The organism is Halobacillus andaensis, assembly GCF_014636475.1.
In the GTDB taxonomy this organism is placed as follows: domain Bacteria; phylum Bacillota; class Bacilli; order Bacillales; family Halobacillaceae; genus Halobacillus_A; species Halobacillus_A andaensis.
In genome coordinates this window covers 216,082-236,139 of sequence record NZ_BMEL01000001.1, presented here as the reverse complement: position 1 = coordinate 236,139, position 20,058 = coordinate 216,082, and the positions used below count along the sequence as shown (strand labels likewise).

General features: G+C 38.1%; 25 protein-coding genes and 1 other annotated feature (1 of these 26 only partly in view). Of the genes, 8 read left to right on the top strand and 17 right to left on the bottom strand.

Annotation, left to right across the window (positions count from 1 at the left end):
- Positions 1 to 15: 15 nt before the first annotated feature.
- From yqeK to IEV27_RS01175, 6 genes are read right to left on the bottom strand one after another with little or no spacing between them, the layout of a single operon-like run.
- Entirely contained in the window at positions 16 to 576 is a 561-nt protein-coding gene (yqeK, locus tag IEV27_RS01200; protein ID WP_188375634.1) for a bis(5'-nucleosyl)-tetraphosphatase (symmetrical) YqeK, read from the bottom strand.
- A complete protein-coding gene (locus tag IEV27_RS01195; protein ID WP_245345279.1) occupies positions 560 to 1,129 on the bottom strand; it encodes a nicotinate-nucleotide adenylyltransferase in 570 nt (189 codons plus the stop codon). Before IEV27_RS01195 ends, yqeK begins: the two co-directional genes overlap by 17 nt.
- 15 nt (positions 1,130 to 1,144) lie before the next feature.
- Positions 1,145 to 1,435: a ribosome assembly RNA-binding protein YhbY gene (gene yhbY / locus IEV27_RS01190; protein WP_188375633.1), complete on the bottom strand. Its 291-nt coding sequence runs from the start codon at positions 1,433 to 1,435 to the stop codon at positions 1,145 to 1,147.
- Position 1,436: 1 nt separating this feature from the next.
- Positions 1,437 to 2,273: a shikimate dehydrogenase gene (aroE, locus tag IEV27_RS01185; RefSeq protein WP_188375632.1), complete on the bottom strand. Its 837-nt coding sequence runs from the start codon at positions 2,271 to 2,273 to the stop codon at positions 1,437 to 1,439.
- Between the two features lie 10 nt (positions 2,274 to 2,283).
- The gene (gene yqeH, locus IEV27_RS01180) at positions 2,284 to 3,384 is read right to left on the bottom strand and encodes a ribosome biogenesis GTPase YqeH (protein WP_188375631.1); all 1,101 of its coding nucleotides are present in this window, start codon (positions 3,382 to 3,384) and stop codon (positions 2,284 to 2,286) included.
- Complete coding sequence (locus IEV27_RS01175) at positions 3,384 to 3,902, bottom strand: YqeG family HAD IIIA-type phosphatase (RefSeq protein ID WP_188375630.1); 519 nt, start codon at positions 3,900 to 3,902, stop codon at positions 3,384 to 3,386. The genes yqeH and IEV27_RS01175 overlap by 1 nt, the downstream gene beginning before the upstream one ends.
- Before the next feature lie 333 nt (positions 3,903 to 4,235).
- Here IEV27_RS01175 and IEV27_RS01170 point away from each other — a divergent pair, with 333 nt between their 5' ends.
- The 8 genes from IEV27_RS01170 (at position 4,236) to sigK (ending at position 10,758) form a co-directional block, all read left to right on the top strand.
- Positions 4,236 to 4,388: a sporulation histidine kinase inhibitor Sda gene (locus IEV27_RS01170; protein ID WP_188375629.1), complete on the top strand. Its 153-nt coding sequence runs from the start codon at positions 4,236 to 4,238 to the stop codon at positions 4,386 to 4,388.
- 235 nt (positions 4,389 to 4,623) lie between these two features.
- Complete coding sequence (locus IEV27_RS01165) at positions 4,624 to 6,957, top strand: Na+/H+ antiporter subunit A (protein WP_188375628.1); 2,334 nt, start codon at positions 4,624 to 4,626, stop codon at positions 6,955 to 6,957.
- A 3-nt stretch (positions 6,958 to 6,960) separates the two neighbouring features.
- The gene (locus IEV27_RS01160; protein WP_188375627.1) at positions 6,961 to 7,299 is read left to right on the top strand and encodes a Na(+)/H(+) antiporter subunit C; all 339 of its coding nucleotides are present in this window, start codon (positions 6,961 to 6,963) and stop codon (positions 7,297 to 7,299) included.
- On the top strand, positions 7,292 to 8,779 hold the full coding sequence (locus IEV27_RS01155; protein WP_188375626.1) for a Na+/H+ antiporter subunit D: 1,488 nt from the start codon (positions 7,292 to 7,294) through the stop codon (positions 8,777 to 8,779). Before IEV27_RS01160 ends, IEV27_RS01155 begins: the two co-directional genes overlap by 8 nt.
- A 7-nt stretch (positions 8,780 to 8,786) precedes the next feature.
- Positions 8,787 to 9,263 (top strand): Na+/H+ antiporter subunit E, encoded by a 477-nt coding sequence (locus IEV27_RS01150; protein ID WP_188375625.1) that lies wholly within the window; start codon positions 8,787 to 8,789, stop codon positions 9,261 to 9,263.
- On the top strand, positions 9,263 to 9,574 hold the full coding sequence (locus IEV27_RS01145) for a monovalent cation/H+ antiporter complex subunit F (RefSeq protein WP_188375624.1): 312 nt from the start codon (positions 9,263 to 9,265) through the stop codon (positions 9,572 to 9,574). Before IEV27_RS01150 ends, IEV27_RS01145 begins: the two co-directional genes overlap by 1 nt.
- On the top strand, positions 9,555 to 9,932 hold the full coding sequence (mnhG, locus tag IEV27_RS01140; RefSeq protein WP_188375623.1) for a monovalent cation/H(+) antiporter subunit G: 378 nt from the start codon (positions 9,555 to 9,557) through the stop codon (positions 9,930 to 9,932). Before IEV27_RS01145 ends, mnhG begins: the two co-directional genes overlap by 20 nt.
- Positions 9,933 to 10,044: 112 nt before the next feature.
- A complete protein-coding gene (gene sigK, locus IEV27_RS01135) occupies positions 10,045 to 10,758 on the top strand; it encodes an RNA polymerase sporulation sigma factor SigK (protein ID WP_188375622.1) in 714 nt (237 codons plus the stop codon).
- Between the two features lie 50 nt (positions 10,759 to 10,808).
- Here the strand turns inward: sigK and IEV27_RS01130 are convergent, their stop codons facing one another.
- The 11 genes from IEV27_RS01130 to alaS form a co-directional block, all read right to left on the bottom strand.
- Positions 10,809 to 11,036, bottom strand: coding sequence for a YrhC family protein (locus tag IEV27_RS01130; RefSeq protein WP_188375621.1), 228 nt, complete (start codon positions 11,034 to 11,036; stop codon positions 10,809 to 10,811).
- 66 nt (positions 11,037 to 11,102) lie between these two features.
- Positions 11,103 to 11,795 (bottom strand): 5'-methylthioadenosine/S-adenosylhomocysteine nucleosidase, encoded by a 693-nt coding sequence (gene mtnN / locus IEV27_RS01125; RefSeq protein WP_188375620.1) that lies wholly within the window; start codon positions 11,793 to 11,795, stop codon positions 11,103 to 11,105.
- A gap of 30 nt (positions 11,796 to 11,825) precedes the next feature.
- Positions 11,826 to 12,557 (bottom strand): YrrS family protein, encoded by a 732-nt coding sequence (locus IEV27_RS01120; RefSeq protein WP_188375619.1) that lies wholly within the window; start codon positions 12,555 to 12,557, stop codon positions 11,826 to 11,828.
- Between the two features lie 110 nt (positions 12,558 to 12,667).
- Positions 12,668 to 13,150: a transcription elongation factor GreA gene (gene greA, locus IEV27_RS01115; protein WP_188375618.1), complete on the bottom strand. Its 483-nt coding sequence runs from the start codon at positions 13,148 to 13,150 to the stop codon at positions 12,668 to 12,670.
- A gap of 248 nt (positions 13,151 to 13,398) precedes the next feature.
- Positions 13,399 to 14,043 carry a uridine kinase gene (gene udk / locus IEV27_RS01110; RefSeq protein ID WP_188375617.1) on the bottom strand — a complete coding sequence of 215 codons (645 nt, stop codon included), beginning with the start codon at positions 14,041 to 14,043 and terminating at the stop codon, positions 13,399 to 13,401.
- A gap of 31 nt (positions 14,044 to 14,074) precedes the next feature.
- Positions 14,075 to 14,704 carry an O-methyltransferase gene (locus tag IEV27_RS01105; protein ID WP_188375616.1) on the bottom strand — a complete coding sequence of 210 codons (630 nt, stop codon included), beginning with the start codon at positions 14,702 to 14,704 and terminating at the stop codon, positions 14,075 to 14,077.
- Between the two features lie 100 nt (positions 14,705 to 14,804).
- The gene (gene mltG / locus IEV27_RS01100; protein WP_229734784.1) at positions 14,805 to 15,959 is read right to left on the bottom strand and encodes an endolytic transglycosylase MltG; all 1,155 of its coding nucleotides are present in this window, start codon (positions 15,957 to 15,959) and stop codon (positions 14,805 to 14,807) included.
- Between the two features lie 164 nt (positions 15,960 to 16,123).
- Positions 16,124 to 16,408: a DUF1292 domain-containing protein gene (locus tag IEV27_RS01095; RefSeq protein WP_101844373.1), complete on the bottom strand. Its 285-nt coding sequence runs from the start codon at positions 16,406 to 16,408 to the stop codon at positions 16,124 to 16,126.
- A gap of 13 nt (positions 16,409 to 16,421) precedes the next feature.
- Complete coding sequence (gene ruvX / locus IEV27_RS01090) at positions 16,422 to 16,838, bottom strand: Holliday junction resolvase RuvX (protein WP_188375614.1); 417 nt, start codon at positions 16,836 to 16,838, stop codon at positions 16,422 to 16,424.
- Entirely contained in the window at positions 16,838 to 17,107 is a 270-nt protein-coding gene (locus IEV27_RS01085) for an IreB family regulatory phosphoprotein (protein WP_188375613.1), read from the bottom strand. Before IEV27_RS01085 ends, ruvX begins: the two co-directional genes overlap by 1 nt.
- 66 nt (positions 17,108 to 17,173) lie before the next feature.
- Positions 17,174 to 19,810 (bottom strand): alanine--tRNA ligase, encoded by a 2,637-nt coding sequence (alaS, locus tag IEV27_RS01080; protein ID WP_188375612.1) that lies wholly within the window; start codon positions 19,808 to 19,810, stop codon positions 17,174 to 17,176.
- Positions 19,811 to 19,876: 66 nt separating this feature from the next.
- Positions 19,877 to 20,058, bottom strand: a binding site (T-box leader); it runs 29 nt beyond the window's last position.

Here is a 20,058-nt window from a genome sequence, read left to right as displayed (position 1 = left end):
GTTAACGCAGCTTATTTATACTAATGCATTATATGCATGAATGGTATCAGGATAAACCGTTCTTTTATTATTCGTTAAAAATTGGACGGTATTAACAAGAGATTGAAGACAAGCTTCATTCAAATTATTTTCAGCAATTTCTCTTACTTCCTCTACCCCTTCAAAATTTCGACCAGGTTCTATATAATCAGCCAAAAAAACAACTTTATCCAAAAGGGTCATATCCTTTTTACCTGTAGTATGAGCTGCAATAGCTGACAATATTTCTTCATCTTGAATTTGCAACTCATCTTTAAGCATGAACGCTCCTACCGGACCATGCCATAATTCATGATGGTAACTTAATAAATCATTATTCAGCTTTTCTTCACGTAAAATCCAACTCTTTAATTCTTCTTTAGGCTTGTGCTTTGCAAAATCATGCAAAATAGAAGCTACTTCTGCTTTTTCCACATCTGCCCCATATCTTTCAGCGAGCTTTACAGCTGTGTCCGTCACTCTAACGGTATGCTCAAAGCGTGATTGTTTAAGGTGAGGTCGTACAAATTCTAATAAATCCTCACGAGTTTGATACATATAATGAATGCTCCTTTATATACTCGTAAACTTGATGTGTCACTAAATATCTGATCGACTTCCCTTTAGCTAACCGCTTCCTAATCATAGATGAAGAAATGTCTATACGCGGAATATCAATCAATTTCACACCTCTGCTTGAATCTAATTGATAACCTTCTCTTCCAACTCCAATAAATTGGACAAGCTCTTGCAATTCATCTATACGGTGCCAGCGATCTAGATGTTGAACCATGTCTCCCCCTATAATAAAGCAAAAATCATAGGACGGATACTGGTTCTGCAATTGCTTCATTGTATCAATGGTAAATGATTTCCCTTCTCTTTCCAATTCAACGGTAGACACTGAAAACTGAGGATTCTCCTCAATCGCTCGTTCAACCATTCTTAAGCGGTCTTCTGCAACGAGTGCTGATTCCTGTTTATGTGGAGGGACATGAGAAGGAACAAACCACACTTCGTCCAAATGCATAGCTTCAAGAACATGTTCAGCCATAATTAGATGTCCTAAATGAGGAGGATCAAACGTCCCTCCCAGCAAACCAATCTTCATGATACCCTTTCTCCTTTAAGGCAGTTCGATTTGTTTGTTATTCTTAGATTCTTTATATAAAATAACCGTATTCCCTATCACTTGGACAATTTCAGCATCAGTTTGAGCTGAAATCTCATTAGCTACTTCGTGATTATCTTCGAAATTATTTTGCAATATGCTGACTTTAATCAATTCCCTCTTCTCAAGGGCTTCAGAAATTTGAGCCGTCATATTCTCATTTACTCCACCTTTTCCTACTTGGAAAATCGGCTGAATATGGTGAGATTGTTTTCGCAGATACTTTTTCTCTTTACTAGTTAACATTCTATTCCCCTTCCAACTTTCGTTCAAAATCTTTCATTATGTTTTCAGTTTCCGGATTAGTACCCGTCCAAATTTTAAAAGCATAAATGGCTTGATGCAGTAACATCTCATACCCGAAATGAAGATCTGCCCCCATTGACTGGGCTTGTGTTAAAAAAACAGTCATTTTAGGACGATATACTATATCACTAAATAAGGCTCCTCGCAGGTTACGGCTCACACTTACTATAGATTGCTGATCATTGGGTGACATACCTACAGAAGAAGTTTGTACGACAATATCGTAGTTATCTATATTATGCTCAGCTTCTTCTATACTTAATGGTTGAGAAAAATCTCCGCCCTTAAGTTCACTGATCATTTGATCTGCTTTAGCAACGGTACGATTGGCAACATCAACTCTTCTTACACCCCTCTGCAAAAAGGAATAATAAATTCCCCGAGCGGCACCGCCACTTCCTAATATGAGAACTTTACTCGTTTCTTTCAAGGTGTCAGGGTACCGATTCTCAATAGAAGTAACATAACCAATCCCATCAGTGTTATATCCAATCCATTTGCCATCTTTTACTTTCACTGTATTTACCGCCCCTAAAAATCGTGCAGCTTCATCGATGTCATCTAAATACTCAATGATTCGCTCTTTATATGGGACAGTAACGTTAAATCCATCTAAATTCTTAGCTTTCAATTCAACAATCTCTGTTTTAAAATTTTCAGGATCGATTTCAAATAACTCGTAAGTGCCTTCCATTTGCTGGTCCTTCATCAGTCTTGTATGAATCCAAGGTGACAAAGAATGAGCAATCGGATAACCTATTAACCCTAAACGCAGCATACACAACCTCCTAAATTAAAGATTGGCGTAATGAGACTTTTACACCCTCTGGGGCATGAACTGTAACTGATACTTCCCCTTGTGGTACAGTAACCCATCCTAAACCCGAGAAAACAATATCCGTTTTTTCGCCAGGTATTTTAAAATCATGAGCTTTAAGCGGTGGAAGTTCTTTCATCGTTTCTTCGTCCGGAGGCGTGAGAAGCTCGCCTAAATGATGTTTATAAAGATCATCTGCTTTTTCAAGCTTCGTACGATGGATTTCCATTTCGTTGGAAAGATAACAAATAAAAGAACTTCTCTCCCCGGAAGTGAAATCTAGTCTAGCTAATCCACCAAAAAACAGCGTTTGACCTTCATTCAATTGGTACACTTTTGGTTTTACTTCTTTTCTAGGTGTGATTTGCTTTAAGTCTCGGTCTGACACATAATGTGCCATTTGATGACGGTGAATAACTCCTGGTGTATCATAAAGTGAAGTTGAATGATCTAAAGGAATATCAATAAATCCAAGCGTGGTTCCTGGAAAATATGATGTTGTAATGACATTCGTTACTCCAGAACTTTGATGGATAAGCTGATTAATAAACGTTGACTTCCCTACATTTGTGGTACCAACTACATAGACATTTTCACCTTTACGATGCTTATCAATTGCCTGAGATAGTTCTTCCATTCCCGTTCCCTTTTGAGCGGAAATCAAGTGGACATCTTCAACTTTTAATCCATACTCTTTGGCGGTAAATCTAAGCCATTGTTTTAATTTATTCGAGTTTACTGACTGTGGAAGTACATCCATTTTATTTCCGACTAAAAGAATCGGGTTATTACCGGTTAATCTTTGCAGACCGGGAATAAAGCTGCCGCTTAAATCAAAAATATCAACTAACTGTACGATCAGACCACGGCTTTTACTTATTTGATTTAACATGTTTAGAAATTCTTCGTCTTGATACGGAACATCCTGAACCTCGTTATAATGTTTTAAACGAAAGCACCGCTTACATATAACATCTTCTCTCTCAAGTGCGGATTTTGGCGCATAGCCAGGCTTCTTAGGTTCAGAAGTTTGAATCTCTACTCCGCACCCTTGACATTTAATACCTTCCATTAATTTTCCTCCCAATTGATCTTCCCTTTACGCTTCATCCATTTAAGAATTCTGCGTTCGATTTTACGATTAAATTTAGTGAAGAATCCGTCTGTTTCTACAATAGGAACAACTAATATCGTATGAATACCTGCTAAATTCCCACCGAGAACATCAGTCATAATTTGATCTCCCACTACTACAAGTTCTTCTTTCTTAACATTCATTTCTTTTTGTGCTTTCTTAAAAGCTTTTGAAAGAGGTTTTCTAGCACTATGGATAAATGTCGTATCTAGAGGCTCAGAAAAAAGTTTCACACGTTTCTCATTATTATTAGAAGCTATTATAACTTGAATACCATGCTTATTCATACGTTGAAACCATTCAACGATCTCTTCCGTAGCATCCGGGGCATCCCATGCCACTAGTGTATTGTCTAAATCCGTAATTACACCTTTTATACCTTTATCCTTTAAAACGAGAGGGTTAATATCATGGACACTCTCGACATGTTCATTTGGCAAAAATTTTTTTAACATTAACCTTATTCCACCCTTCACGACAAAATCTCCTTACCTATCATAAACAAAAAAAGACGACGTTTCAAAATAATCCTATAATTATCGCAGATATTCCAAAAATCGTTCGACAAATCGCGACAGACCAGACCTGTGGATAACTTTATACACACATTCCACATGAAAAAGTGACGATACCTACAGGAATTTGATGGTTATTCAAGCTGAGTTATCTACAAACTGCTGTTGATAAAGGGGTTATTGTAGCTATGAGCCTCCCGTGATATGGTGAAATAGTAATAAAACTTCCAATTCCTAAATACTCAGGAGGTGGCTGCCATTCGGCAGAGGAAGATGAAACAATTATCTGATACCCTATTAATACAATCTTACCACAAAGCCATACAACTCAATCTTTCACGCGAGTTCATTAAACAAATAGAAAGCGAAATCATCGAGAGAAAGCTCTACCATCTATTAGACCGTTCGAATTTTCGTGTAGGTTAGTACCATTATTAGGAAAACCTACCTCCTGTACAACGTCAATGTTATGATTGGCGTTTTTTTATTGAGATTTTTTAAAAATGATTACGACGTCTTTCTTCATATTTATATATTCCGTTGAAACCGGAAACAATAATTATGTTTATAATAGTATTCAGTTGAATATTCGACTAATTTTTGATTACAATTGAGTGAACCAACTATTACGATGAACTTAGGCCGAGGGAGGAACAACCAGATGCTACTGGCTGTATTATTGCCTTTTATTATTGCAATTTTCATTCCATTATTAAGCAAATGGAAAAATAAACTTCACACAGGATTTTTCGTCACAGCAGTACCCGTTGTGATATTTATTTATTTTATTCGATTTATAGGACCAGGATTCGAGCCTGTGCAAAGAGAATATTCCTGGATTCCATCACTAGATATGAATATACTTTTTTATCTTGATGGATTGAGCTTATTGTTTGTATTACTCATTAGTGGTATAGGCTCCCTAGTTGCTTTTTATTCGATCTATTATTTACATAAATCGGAGCAGCTGGGACATTTTTATGTGTACTTCTTATTGTTTATGGGATCTATGCTAGGCGTTGTACTTTCTGACAATGTATTTGTATTGTATACATTCTGGGAGTTCACATCGCTTTCGTCCTTCTTGCTTATTGGATTTTGGAACCATCGAGAAGGGTCACGTTATGGAGCGTTAAAGTCCATGTTGATTACTGTCTTTGGTGGACTTAGTTTACTTGGCGGCTTAGTTTATATGAGTGTCATCACTGGTACGGCAAGTATTCAAGAAATGATGAGTCAACAGGAATTAATTTTAAATCATGAATTCTTTCCTCTGATTCTAGGTCTTGTTTTGTTAGGGGCTTTCACTAAGTCAGCTCAGTTTCCATTTCACATTTGGCTGCCGGACGCTATGGAAGCTCCAACTCCAGTTAGTGCTTATTTACACTCTGCCACAATGGTTAAAGCCGGCATATTCTTAGTTGCCCGCTTCTTTCCAATGCTTTCAGTATCCGAATGGTTTTTCATTATTGTCTCAACAGTAGGTATCTTTACATTATGCTGGGGTTCCTATATGGCCGTGCGGCAAACAGACTTAAAAGCAATCTTAGCATTCTCTACCATCAGTCAGCTTGGTATGATCATGGCAATGCTTGGATTCGGTACTGAACTTGCTATATTTGCAGCTGCGTTTCACATTCTTAACCACGCGACCTTTAAAGGCAGCCTTTTCATGGTAGCTGGCATCGTGGATCATGAGACAGGGTCACGAGATATTAGGCGCTTAGGCGGCTTAATGACCTTCTTACCAATTACGGCTACATTAGCATTAGTAGCCTCATTCTCAATGGCTGGAGCACCTTTACCGATCTTCAATGGTTTCTATAGTAAAGAAATGTTTTTTGAAGCCGTATATAATTTAGATGGATCTGTTGCAGGCATTACTGCTTTACTACAATCATTATTCCCTTACCTGGCTGTATTCGGGAGCATCTTTACTTTCGTTTACTCCATGTACTTCTTCTTTGGCACATTTAGAGGAAAGAGCAATGTTGAAGAATTACCTAAAAAGCCACATGAAGCTCCAATCGGAATGCTTGTATCACCTATGATTTTAGTAGTGGGAGTAATTGTAATTGGTTTAATTCCTGACTTGATTAATAAGCCTTTTGTTGAACATGCTGCCTCTGCTATAGGGGGAGCGGAAATTGCAAAGGACATTTACTTTTGGCATGGGATCTCTCCAGCTTTCATTATGTCTATGACAGTGGTTGTATTCGGTACAATTTTATTTTTAGTCCGTCCTAAATGGGCATCGATTTATAATGTCGTACCAGGAGTTTTAAGTTTAAATAAGTTTTACGATGGGCTTGTAGACCGTACAGAGAGATACTCAACTTTTATTACCAATGGATATATGAACGGCTCATTAGGCCGTTATGTTCGTTTAATACTGGCTGCGATACTAATTGTAACTTTTGGTGTTATGGCCTTCACAGGCGGGTTTACAGTAGACACAAGTAATTTATCAGATGTTACTGTCCATGAACTTCTCATTGCTGTAGTGATGGTTATTGCAGCTTTCGGTACAATTGTATCGAAAAATCGTATTGCAGCGATCCTCATCTTAGGTGTTGTCGGGTACGGCTTAGCCATGCTCTTTGTCGTTTATCGAGCTCCTGACCTTGCTTTAACACAGCTAATTGTTGAAACAGTTACTGTAGGCTTATTTTTACTTGTGTTTTATCATTTGCCTAAGCTAGAGAAAACAAACGAGTCCTCAATGACTAAATCTCTTAACATCATCATTTCTGTAGCGTTCGGGTTATTAATGACGATGGTTGCCATCTCTTCTCACAGTTCCAAGATGTTTGAATCGATGTCGAGTTATTTCGTAGATAATTCCTATAAATTAGGTGGTGGAGATAATATTGTAAACGTCATACTAGTGGACTTTCGTGGATTAGATACCCTATTTGAGATCGCTGTACTAGGTATTGCAGCGATGGCGATCTTCTCATTAATTCGATTACGCGGAAAGAAAAAGGAGGAGTAAAACATGGAATTAGTTATGGCCACTCTTGCCGGAATATTATTTATGACTGGCGTATATAACCTCCTCCAGAAACAACTGCTCCGAATTGTTATAGGTACTGCCCTAATTTCTCACGGGGCTCACTTATTTATATTAACGATGGGAGAATTAAAAAGAGGGGCGCCTCCTATCTTAACGGATGGAATTGAACAATACACAGACCCTCTTCCTCAAGCTTTAATTCTTACGTCCATCGTTATCAGCTTTGGAGTTACAAGCCTGCTGTTAGTGTTAGCTTATAGAGCTGCAAAGATAAATGGCACAGACAATATGGAGCAACTGAGGGGTAACGACTATGAGTAATTTATTAGCTTTAACGATTATATGGCCGTTAATCGCTGGAATTATTGCGGCCTTTCTAAACAATAAAAAACGAATAGTAAGACCTCTATCACAGGTTTTTGCTGTTCTTAACTTAGTTTTAGCTGGTGTTATGTTATACTTGGTTTCTAATAATGGTACGGTTGTGTTAGAAACAGGTAGTTATGAGGCACCATTTGGTATCGTAATTGTAGGAGATCTTATAGCGTTAACATTAGTATTAACTACTAACGTAATAGCTACTGCTTGTGTGTTTTATGCACCTAAATCATTAACTGAACAGCAGGAATCGTTTTACTTCTACAGTTTTTTCTTTATGCTCATTTCAGGGGTCAGCGGAGCCTTTCTAACAGGTGACTTATTTAACCTGTTCGTTTTCTTTGAAGTGCTACTCATGGCATCTTACGGACTTATTGTATTAGGAAACGGAAAAGCACAGCTTCGTGAATCTTTAAAGTATGTACTGATCAATCTGTTTTCTTCTATGTTATTTGTTACAACCATCGCTTTTCTTTATTCGGTTGTAGGTTCAGTAAACATGGCTCAAGTGTCTCAACGAGTTCAGGAAGTTGAACAACAAGGAGTCCTTACGACGATTGCGATATTGTTCTTCTTTGTATTTGCTACTAAAGCTGCCGTTTTTCCATTATACTATTGGCTGCCAAGGCCTTATATTGTACCCAATCCGGTAGTGTCAGCTTTGTTCGGTGCGCTGCTTACCAAAGTCGGTATCTATTCCATTTTAAGAGTATTTACCCTTATCTTTGTCGGGGAAGTAGATATCACTCATACGATTTTCATCTATCTTGCGGCGTTTACCATGATTTTCGGAGTTATCGGTGCTTTATCCACTCATAATATTAAGCTCATTGTCGCTTATAATATCATCCCGGCTGTTGGATTTATGATGATGGGTATTGGGATCTTCTCGGAAGTATCACTAAGTGGTACAATCTATTATTTAATTAATGACATGGTTATTAAAGGAGCTTTATTCCTTCTAGTTGGTGCTATCGCCTATGTGGCAGGAACATCTGATTTAAGAAAGATGAATGGTCTTATTCACCACTATCCTACGCTTGGATGGCTCATGTTTGTTTCTACATTAGTATTGGCCGGCATTCCCCCATTTAGTGGTTTTGTAGGAAAGCTGCTTCTGATTCAAGGTGGTTTAGCGAACGAAGAAATTATGGTTGTTATCGCATCACTTGTATCCAGTCTGCTTATTTTATTCTCTATGATCCGCATTTTTATCAGAGGATTTTGGGGAGAAAAGACAGACGCTCCGCCACACCCTGAACGCAGCGCAGCTGCTGGTAAGATGATATGGCCGATCGCTGTACTTCTCTCCATCACTGTACTCTTAGGTGTTGGTGCTGAATGGTTTTATCCTCCTGTAGAATGGATGGGAGAATATTTAATGGATCCGCAAATGTATATCGATTCTGTGATAAAGGAGTAGACTATTCATGCCATTTCAAATTTTGCTCAATATTATTATTGCAGTAATGTGGATGTTTTTAAGCGAGACGTATAACTTCACTTCATTCTTGGTGGGCTATATTATCGGTATTCTCATGCTGTTTGTCCTCCAGCGTTTTATACCTGATACTTTCTATATTAAAAGAGTGTTCAGTGTTATAAAACTCATTATGTTATTTGTTCGCGAACTGTTGCTATCCAACATTGATATCGTAAAGCTGGCTTACAAGCCTAAATTAGATATACAACCAGGTATTTTCGCTTTACCCATTGATCTTAAGAGCAACTGGGAAATTACATTACTTGCTAACTTAATATCGTTAACACCTGGCACATTATCTCTTGAAGTAAGTGAGGATTATTCTAAAATTTATATTCATGCTATGGACATTCCTGACGTTGAACAGTCCATCAAGGATATTAAAGAAACATTTGAAAAAGCCATTATGGAGGTGACCCGATAATGGAAGGATCCATTAGCTTCACAAAGACATTGATCGACATATCAGCGACAATCGCCATTATAGGTGTCTCCCTCTCTGTAATGATTTTGCTCTATAGAGCAATTAAAGGACCTACCAATGCAGATCGAGCAGTCGCTCTGGATGTAATCGGAGTTAATATTATGGCTTTAGCCGGAGTTATCGCCATTTTACTTGTCTCCACTCAATTTAATGATGTAATCCTTTTAATCGGGATTTTATTATTTATTGGTACGATTGCGTTAGCAAAATTCTTAGAAAAGGGTGTTATTATTGAACGGGACATGGATTAGTATCATCTTTGATTTACTCATTTGTATTTCCCTGCTTCTAGGCACCTTCTTTCTTATTTCTGGTTCACTTGGAGTATTAAGGTTCCCGGACGTCTATACACGGCTTCACGCGGCTACTAAGAGCGCTACACTTGGAGTCGCTGGTATTCTCATTGGTGCATTCCTCTTTATGTATGTAGAGCATGATGTTGTCAGCGGAAAGCTTCTCTTAGGAATCTTTTTTATCTTATTAACGGCTCCTGTATCCGGTCATATGATCGGGAGAGCTGCTTACCGCAGCGGGGTTCAATTATGGGATAAGAGTATCCATAATGAATTTAAAGACGTATATCAACAATCAAAAGATACAAGTAAGTAAGCAACCATTTCGATGGTTGCTTTTTTATTTACAGGCGTACAGGCACAGTCATGCTTGAATCGACATACACTTGTGATAGGCAGATGCCCAAAATTCAAGGAGGTGTGTGCGTTTGAGCAGCTTAATAGCTTCAATTCTATATTTTTTTAAGGAAGCCTTATTTTTTGTGTCGTACGTGAAAAATCAAGCTTTTCCAAACCCTCTTTCTAAAGAAGAAGAAGCGAAACAACTGCAGTTGATGAAGGAAGGGAGCAAAGAAGCAAGAGATAAGCTAATTGAACATAATTTAAGACTCGTTGCTCATATCGTAAAAAAGTTTGAAAATACGAAAGAAGATTTCGAGGATTTGATTTCTATTGGTACAATTGGCTTAATCAAAGGAATTGAGAGCTATTCTACAGGGAAAGGGACAAAATTGGCTACTTACGCAGCAAGATGTATTGAAAATGAAATTCTGATGCATCTGCGTTCCACAAAAAAGATGAATAAGGACATCTCTTTGCAAGATCCAATCGGTCATGATAAAGAAGGCAATGAATTAAATCTGCTCGATATCTTGCAAGCAGATGTCGTTGATATTGTAGAGGAAATTCAGCTTCATATGGAAATTGAGCAAATTAAAGAATATATTTCTGTACTTGATGCTAGAGAAAAAGAAGTCATTGTCTTTCGATACGGTTTAAATGATGAAGACGAAAAAACCCAGCGAGAAATAGCAAAAGAGCTAGGTATTTCTAGAAGTTATGTATCTCGAATAGAAAAAAGAGCTCTTATGAAGATTTTTCATGAGTTTTATAAACAAAGCAAATATGGAAATTCGTCGTAAAATTTCATACAAATAAATAAAAGCCACTGCGATTTTTGCAGTGGCTTTAGTTATTCTTCTCTTAGCTTTTGTTGCCAGTGATTTATCTTTTTTATAAAAATGAAAGCAGTCATCAATAAGACAGCTATAACTGCAAATAGATAATAATAAGCGTCGGTCTTGTATTCATATAAGCTAATGATGACTCCAATATACATGTATCCACTTAGAATAAGGAGAGTCAACGTAAAGCGTCGATAGTCTGCTAACTTCTTTTCTAATTGCTTGTTAGAATCCATCAACCCACCTCCTGTACGTTACTGATTGTAACATAACAAGGAGGTGAAACTTGATGGTAATTTCTACTACTCTATTTGATCTAGCATACTTAGAATCATAGTCGCTGCATTATTTGCTGCTTTAGGCAAGAACTGATCAAACGAAATGGATGATTCCTTCCCAGCTATATCAGAGAGCGCGCGAATCACAACAAACGGTGTTTCATATTTAAAACAAACTTGAGCAATCGCTGCGGCTTCCATTTCAGCTGCAATCATTTCTGGAAATTTTCCACGCACAAAGTTCACTCGGCTCTCTTCTTGCATGAACGAGTCCCCTGTTGCAATGATGCCTTTCTTAGCATTTGCATCTGTTGTTTTTACTGCCTTCATCGCTAACTCAATTAATTCCTCGCTAGCAGGATACATAGCTGGCAGACCAGGGACTTGACCATATTCATATTGAAAGGCCGTCACGTCTACATCATGATGCGTGACTAAAGAAGAGATCACAACATCCCCTACTTCTAAATCTTTAGCGAATCCACCTGCAGAACCAGTGTTAATGACACGATCGATCGAAAACCTTTCATGTAATATAGTCGTTGCGATTGCAGCATTCACTTTCCCAATTCCCGATTTTAATAAAACAACAGAGTGATTATGCAGTTCACCTTCTATGAAGATACTATCAGCTGCGTGGTGTACTTCTCTTACTTTCATTTTACTTTTCAGTAACTCGATTTCTTCATCCATTGCCCCAATTATTCCGATAGCCATTAACCGTCTTCCCCTTCCACATCTAGCCCCCTAGTTATAAGGGTTATTATTTAATTCTTCAACTTGAACAGGTCGATAACCTTCGCCATCTACCCACTCAATTAACACTCGGTAAACAGGATCCTGTGATTTTTCAGAAATGACTGCATTGACTCGTCCGTTGCCGGCATTCTCTACTCGCCACTCAATCATGTTTGCAGAATCCACACCTGTTGCTACACTTGCGGCCTCTATAATTTCATTCCAATCTTGAGAACCTTGTTGAAAGGTAGGCGTGTGCTCTCCTGACGTATCTTGTTCAGTGCCCACAGGTTCCCAATCCTGTGTAATTACGCGGTCCACGTTCTCCTCAGAGCTTTCTTCTACTTGACGACTGTCATCTTCTTCCTCAGAAGATTCTTCGTCGTCGTTTGATTTTTCTTCTTCTTCATCTTCCTTTTCTTTATCTTCTTTTTCCTTATCTTCCTTTTCTTCTTTTTCTTCTTTTTCTTCCTTTTCTTTTTCTTTCACTTCTAATTCTTGGGCATCTTCTTCATTTTGTTCTGACTCCTCAGAACTTTCTTCTTCATTTTGTTCTTCATTTGCTGATTGAGTAGCCGTATCTTCAGACTGCGGTCCGCTCCCTCCAGTAAAAGTAAACAGACCTATATATACCATAAGCAATATTACTGCAGCGGCAGTTAATATAAGCGTAAGTTTTTTTGTTTTATTTCTTTTTTCAAATCGGCCAGATCTTGAAGATGGCGTATCATTTTTTTTCATTTCTTAAACCTCCTCTATAAAATTCATTATAGTTCATTCGTAGCGTACATCCAACCTTAGACGGTTTAATTTATAATCAAATAGAAAAGACAGGGGCTCACCCCCTGTCCTTACTGTACAGTAACTGTAATAATTTTTACGTTAATTTCTCCACCTGGAGTAGCCACTGTCACTTTATCTCCTACTTCATGACCTATCAGGCTTTGGGCCATTGGAGAATCGTTTGAAATTTTCCCTTCAAACGGATCCGCTTCTGCACTACCTACAATGGTGTAGGTTTCTTCATCTCCATCAGGAAGTTCTTGAAATGTAACGGATTTACCCATGGAAACACGATCAGGGTTATCATTATCACTCTCAATAATAACAGCATTGCGAATCATATTCTCAACAGATTGAATACGAGATTCCACAAAAGCTTGTTCATCTTTGGCAGCATCGTATTCTGAGTTTTCGGAGAGATCTCCAAATCCACGTGCAATTTTAATACGCTCTACAACTTCTTTTCTTTTTTCATTTTTCAAATATTCTAGTTCTTCTTCTAATTTTACTTTGCCTTCTTCTGTCATGTAAAAGCTTTTTTCTTGGGCCATACCAACACGCTCCTTCTATCCGACAATGTTAATTGATTGTATTCAGGGTTTGTGCCCTCTGAATTAGTTACTCCAATTTGGACTTTGATGAGTAGTCGTACCCTTATGTTCATAACTGCTTGTACACTTATACCTAATAAAATTACACGCTGACGGTGGATTGGAATTAATATAATGTATACATGAGTCAGGGTATCTAGAACTTCTATCAAAAACTATGCCAGATTTTTTAAAACTTTTCAACTATTTTATTTGCTTAACTTCTGACCTTTTTCGTGGAGCACTGTTTGAATCTTTGTGGCCATTAAATCAATAGCTACATGATTCTGTCCACCTTCAGGAATAATGATATCAGAATAACGTTTTGTTGGCTCAACAAATTGCAAGTGCATAGGACGCACTACATTTATATATTGATCAATAACCGAATCTAATGTCCTTCCTCGCTCATTAATATCCCTCATCATGCGTCTAATAATTCTAACGTCGGCATCGGTATCAACGAATACTTTAATATCCATAAGGTCCCGTAAGCGTTCATCCTCTAGAACAAGGATTCCTTCGACAATAATTACTTCTTTTGGTTCCACGACTATCGTTTCGTTTGAACGTGTATGGATCTTATAGTCATATACAGGCTTCTCTACTGGTTGCTCATTAAGAAGGTGCTTTAAATGATCAATTAATAAATCATTATCAAAGGCCAGAGGATGGTCATAATTTGTTTTTAACCTTTCCTCTAAAGGAAGATGACTTTGATCTTTATAATAATAATCTTGTTCCAACATTAAAATCGTCTTATCTGTAAATCTTTGTATAATTGAGCGGGTTACACTTGTTTTACCTGATCCTGTTCCCCCAGCTACTCCAATTACAACAGGTTTATCTTTCATGTTTATGGTTCTCCTTTCACCATATCTGTATTTATGCTTTTACTGTTATTGCTACTCCATCACCAATAGGAACAATAGACGTATGATAGTTCTTATTATCTTTTAGTAATTGATTAAAGGTACGTACTTTAGAAGCTATCTTTTGCAGACGCTCAGGTGCTTGCTCAGAGTTAGCTACAGCACCTTTAAACAACACGTTATCAGACACTATTATGCCGTTGTCTTTTAAAAGGGGAGCATATAAATTAAAAAATTCTTCATATTTACCTTTTGCCGCATCTATAAATATTAGATCAAACCACCCAGACTCAGCCACTTCATCTTGTACAGCTAGAGCATCTCCATGAATCAATTGAATCCGATCTTCCTTGCCAAAAGATTTAAAATGCTTTTTAGCCTCTTCATAACGGACAAAATCCCGTTCAATGGTTACAATCTCAGCGATCGGATAAGCTTCTAGCATTCTTAATGCAGAATATCCAATCGCTGTACCAATTTCAAGGATTCTATCTGGTTTATGAATTCGTATAAGCTGCATTAGAAAATCAATTCCAAGAGGCTCCATAATCGGTACTTTATGTTGTCTGGCGTAATTTTCTAATTCTTTTATCTCTTTAGAAACAGGGGGCAGTAAAGAATGTAAATAAGCTTCATTTTTCACAAACACTGTCTCCTTTCTCTCATCAACATCGCATTACAACCCTATTATTTTAACATAAAAAAAAGAAGGAATGCGAGATCTAGTTCGCATTCCTTAAAAATTATTCAGGTGTATCGTCAGGTAAAGGTGTTTCTCCCTCATCATTATCAATGTGTTCTTCCCTAAGTTCTTTGTGCTCCTCAAAGTCTTCAGCGTAGAAGATCTCACCTTCACTATTTGCTAAGAAGTAGAGATATTCGTTATCTGAAGGGTTAAATGTTGCCTCTAGAGAGTTTACATTAAAACTCGAGATTGGACCCACCGGAAGACCCTTATTCTGATAAGTATTGTAAGGTGAATCAACTTCTAGATCTTCAAACAATACCCGGTCTTTATGTTCTCCAAGTGCGTAAAGGACGGTGGGATCCGTTTGCAGCATCATATCCTCATCCAGTCGATTATAGAAAACTCCCGCAATATCTTTTCGACTATCTTCATTAGGGGCTTCGTTTTCTACTAAGGAAGCCATCGTTAATATCTCATGGATCGTCAAATCGCTTTCTTCAATTTCTTCACTTCTCTCAAGTACAGTCGCTTCTGTTCTTGAAACCATTTCTTCAATAATTTGTTCAATTGTGGGATCTTCCACAAAATAATCATAGGTCGTTGCAAATAAATATCCTTCGAGAGGGTAACGTATATCCTCGTTAAGTACTTCGTCACTCAATAAAGTAGGATAATCTTCCATTAATTGATTAATGTACTCTTCATCATTTGCTTGTTCTAAAAATTCTTCTTCTGTAAAGTCGAATTCCTCTGCATATATTTCAGCTATTTGTTCTAAATTGCGTCCTTCAGGAATGGTAACTCTTACAGCTGGTTCTTTTACAATTTTCCCTGTCTTTAAAGACTCGATAATTTCATCTAATGTCATTGACGCTGTAAAACTGTAGTCGCCTGCTTGAAAACCAGTTTCATTCTTAAACTTCGTGTAAAACCTAAAGATCAACTCGTTTTTTATAACATCATTTTCTTTCAAAATGCTCGCTATTTGAGAGGTAGATGATCCAATAGGGACTTCTACGTTGATTTGCGATTCATCGTCAGGATCCACAGGCTGTAATGATGACTTAATATATAAATAGCCTGAAATTAGAGCGATGATAAGTAAAACAGCTAATACCGCCAAAACGATAGCGACTATTTTTCGAACTTTACTCGCTTCTTCGCTTCGGTTCTTTAATCGTTCTTTGTAGCTTTTTTTAAAATCTGACACCCAAGCTCCTCCTTCCGCCCGGTTCATTATACTACAAATTATGAGCTTTTTTCTATGAATTTAGACATATTTCACGTTTTCGTTGTAATTGAGAGCGTCTCCACTATAAAAAATCTCGATTAAAAAAGACTTGCAGTAATTTCACTGCAAGTCTTTTTTATATTTTACGTTAGATCCTCTTCAGTTAGAGTGTTCAACATTTCTTCCACCATTTCCCACTCTTCATCTGATTCAATCTGGTAAAGCGCTAAGTCGTCTTCTTCGTTTCCTTTTTCTTCATACCTAAAAGCGAAAACTTCAACTTCATCGCCTTCTTTTTGTTCAGCCGGAACGACCGCAATATAAGACTGTTCTGTTTGTTCCACGTCAAAAGTGAATAAAACTTCAAATAAATGTTCTTCTCCGTTTTCATCCGGGATGATAATTCGCTCTTCTTTTTCTAATGCCATGCTGTGGCCTCCTTTATTGTTTTGCATCCAAATAACTTTGCAATATGATGACTGCAGCCATCTTATCAATGACTTTCTTTCGCTTTTGCCTGCTTACATCAGCATCCAGCAATACTCGCTCTGCAGCCATAGTGGTGAGACGTTCGTCCCAATATTGCACACTAACCTTAAATTCCTTTTCAAGCCATTTTCCAAACCTTTGACTTGCCTCACCTCTAGGGCCAATCGTTCCGTTCATGTTTCTTGGTAACCCTACGACTGCTTCGCTAATTTCATTCTCATCGATAATCTTGCGTAGAGGCTCTTTTGCTGTCGTATAATTGTTCTCATCCCATTTTAGCGTAGTTAACCCTTGGGCTGTCCAGCCTAATGCATCAGAGATGGCAAGACCAATCGTTTTTTCCCCCACGTCCAGTCCTAGTTTCTTCATTAACTATCCTCTTTATTATGTTCTAAATAAAATTTAACTAACTCTTCGATTAGTTCGTCTCTTTCCATTTTACGGATTAGGTTCCTCGCATCGTTATGACGTGGAATATAAGCCGGATCTCCGGAAAGCAAATATCCTACGATTTGATTGATCGGATTGTAACCTTTTTCCTGCAGTGAATTGTGAACAGAAAGTAACAAGGTTCTTACATCTTCGTCAAATGGTTCTTCTGAGAAATTAAAGCGCATCGTTTTGTCCATTGAACTCATCATTTGTCACCTCGCCCGAATTAGTCTTTGTTCTATTATATACTTAGTTTCTACCTTTTGTAAAAACTAGGCATTTTGCTTAACATATTCTTTAGCGTATTCTAGGGCTTCTGTGATTTTAGAGGAATCTTTTCCTCCAGCTTGTGCCATATCTGGACGGCCTCCACCACCACCTCCGCAAATCGAAGCAGCTTGTTTAATTAGGTTCCCTGCATGATAGCCTTTGTCAATTAAGTCTTTTGATACCCCCGCGATAAGTTGAACTTTCTCACCATTGGTTGCAGCTAACAAAAGAATTCCTGAATTGACTTGTTGCTTTAAGTCATCCATCATTGTTCGTAATGAATTCATATCTTTTACATCGACTTGTTTCGCAAGTACATTTACTCCATTTACTTCTTCTACATCGTTTAGAATCGATGACGCTTCCATATTGGAAAGTTTTGAAGACAGGGAATCATTTTCGCGCTGAAGTTCTTTCATTTCTTGATAAAGTGCTTGAACTCTTTCCGGTACTTGTTCAGGTCTAGTTTTAAGTAATGAACCAGCTTCCTTCAGAACCGATTCTTTTTGACTCATATACTCATATGCACCTTTACCGGTCACCGCTTCAATTCTTCTTGTGCCAGCTCCGATACCTGCTTCACTTACTAGCTTGAATACTCCTATTTCAGCTGTATTCGAAACGTGACAACCCCCACAAAGTTCTAAACTATAATCTCCAACTTGAACTACTCGTACTTGTGATCCGTATTTCTCTCCGAAAAGAGCCATTGCTCCTTTTTCTTTTGCTTCTTCAATACTGCTATGTTCAATACCTACCTGCAGCGAATCCCAAATTTTCTCGTTTACAATTTTTTCAATTTGGTTTAACTCTTCTTCACTAAGAGAGCTAAAATGGGAGAAGTCAAAACGAAGACGATCAGGTGATACTAAAGACCCTGCTTGATTGACATGCTCTCCTAGAACATCCTTTAGTGCTTGATGCAGCAAATGAGTGGCCGTATGGTTTTTAACAATATAAGAGCGCGTTTCTCGATACACAGAAGCTTTAACGTCGTCTCCTTTATGCACCGTTCCTTCTTTTACATACGCTTCATGCATATGTTGTCCGTTCGGTGCAGTTTGGACGTTTGTTACTTCTAATACAGCCTGTTCGCTTTGTACAATACCCTTATCTGCAATTTGACCTCCACTTTCTGCATAGAAAGGCGTGTAATCTAAGAAGAAATAAACAGTGTCGCCCTCACTTGCAGAATCGCTAAATTGATTGTCAAGAATCATTTCGACTACTCGACCTTCTGCCGTCAAGCGGTCATAGCCAACGAACTCACTTGCCACCTGTACATCGCCTAAGACCCCTGCTTGAACTTGCATACTATCAGACTTTTGTCGTGCACTTCTTGCTCGTTCACGCTGTTTCTTCATTTCTTCCTGAAAGCCCTCTTCATCAATCGTAAATCCAGCTTCTGAGACGTACTCTTCTGTTAACTCTTTAGGGAATCCGAAGGTGTCATATAATCGGAATACTTCTTTCCCTGGAAAAACATTGCTCCCTTTTTCCGTTTCTTCTTTCATAATTGTAGATAATATAGCCAGGCCTTCATTTAATGTTTCATGGAAGCGCTCTTCTTCTGTTTTAATCACGCTTTGAATAAAATCTTGTTTCTTTTTAATCTCTGGGTAAAAGTCATTCATGATTTCAGCTACTTCAGGTACTAGCTTATACATAAACGGCTCATCAATCCCAATTTGTTTAGCAAAGCGAACGGCACGGCGCAGCAGCCGGCGTAATACGTAACCTCTTCCTTCATTTGATGGGAGAGCTCCATCACTAACAGCAAAGCTTACGGTTCGCATATGGTCGGCAATTACTTTAAACGCTGCATCTTGCTGGAAATCTTCCTCATACGTACGTCCTGAAATAGATTCAGTAGCTTTAATAATAGGTAAGAATAGGTCGGTTTCGAAATTAGTAGGTGTATCTTGAATTACACAGACCATACGTTCGAGTCCCATTCCTGTATCAATGTTTTTCTTAGGTAGTGGCGTGTACGTATCATCTGGATTATGGTTAAACTGCGAGAACACTAAATTCCATATTTCAAGGTAGCGTTCATTCTCTCCTCCGGGATAAAGTTCAGGATCTTGAGGGTTATTCCCATACTTCTCTCCACGATCATAGAAGATTTCTGTATTCGGTCCACTTGGTCCTTCACCTATATCCCAGAAGTTCTCTTCTAAGCGAATAATGCGTTGTTCTGGTACGCCAATTTTGTCTCTCCAAATGGCATAGGCTTCATCGTCTTCTGGATGAACTGTTACTGAGAGCTTTTCAGCATCAAATCCAATCCAATCGTCACTCGTTAGAAATTCCCATCCCCACTCAATTGCTTCTTCTTTAAAGTAATCGCCAATAGAGAAGTTTCCTAACATTTCAAAGAATGTATGGTGTCTAGCTGTAAAGCCTACGTTTTCGATATCATTCGTTCGGATCGATTTTTGCGCATTTACAATCCTCGGATTCTCTGGGATAACTCGGCCGTCAAAGTATTTCTTTAATGTAGCAACCCCGCTATTAATCCATAATAAGGACGGGTCTTCATGTGGGACGAGTGATGCACTCGGTTCAACACTATGTCCTTTTTCCTTAAAAAAATCTAAAAACATTTGTCTTACGTCTGCTGAAGTTAATGATTTCACCTTAATTGCCTCCTTCATTAGTCGATCCTTCTTTATATGAACAAAAAAATCCCGTCCCTGCACATTGGCAGGGACGGGATTGTAATCCGCGGTACCACCCTGATTATAGACATTCAGCGTCTATCACCTTAGACGTTAGTAACGGTACGTAAAACCGGCGGCGATTAACCGCACTCAGGAATAGCTTTCAACAAAGCTAGATTATTTCTCTTTCAGCCTGTGGAGAAAATTCTCTTTAATCCGCCTCT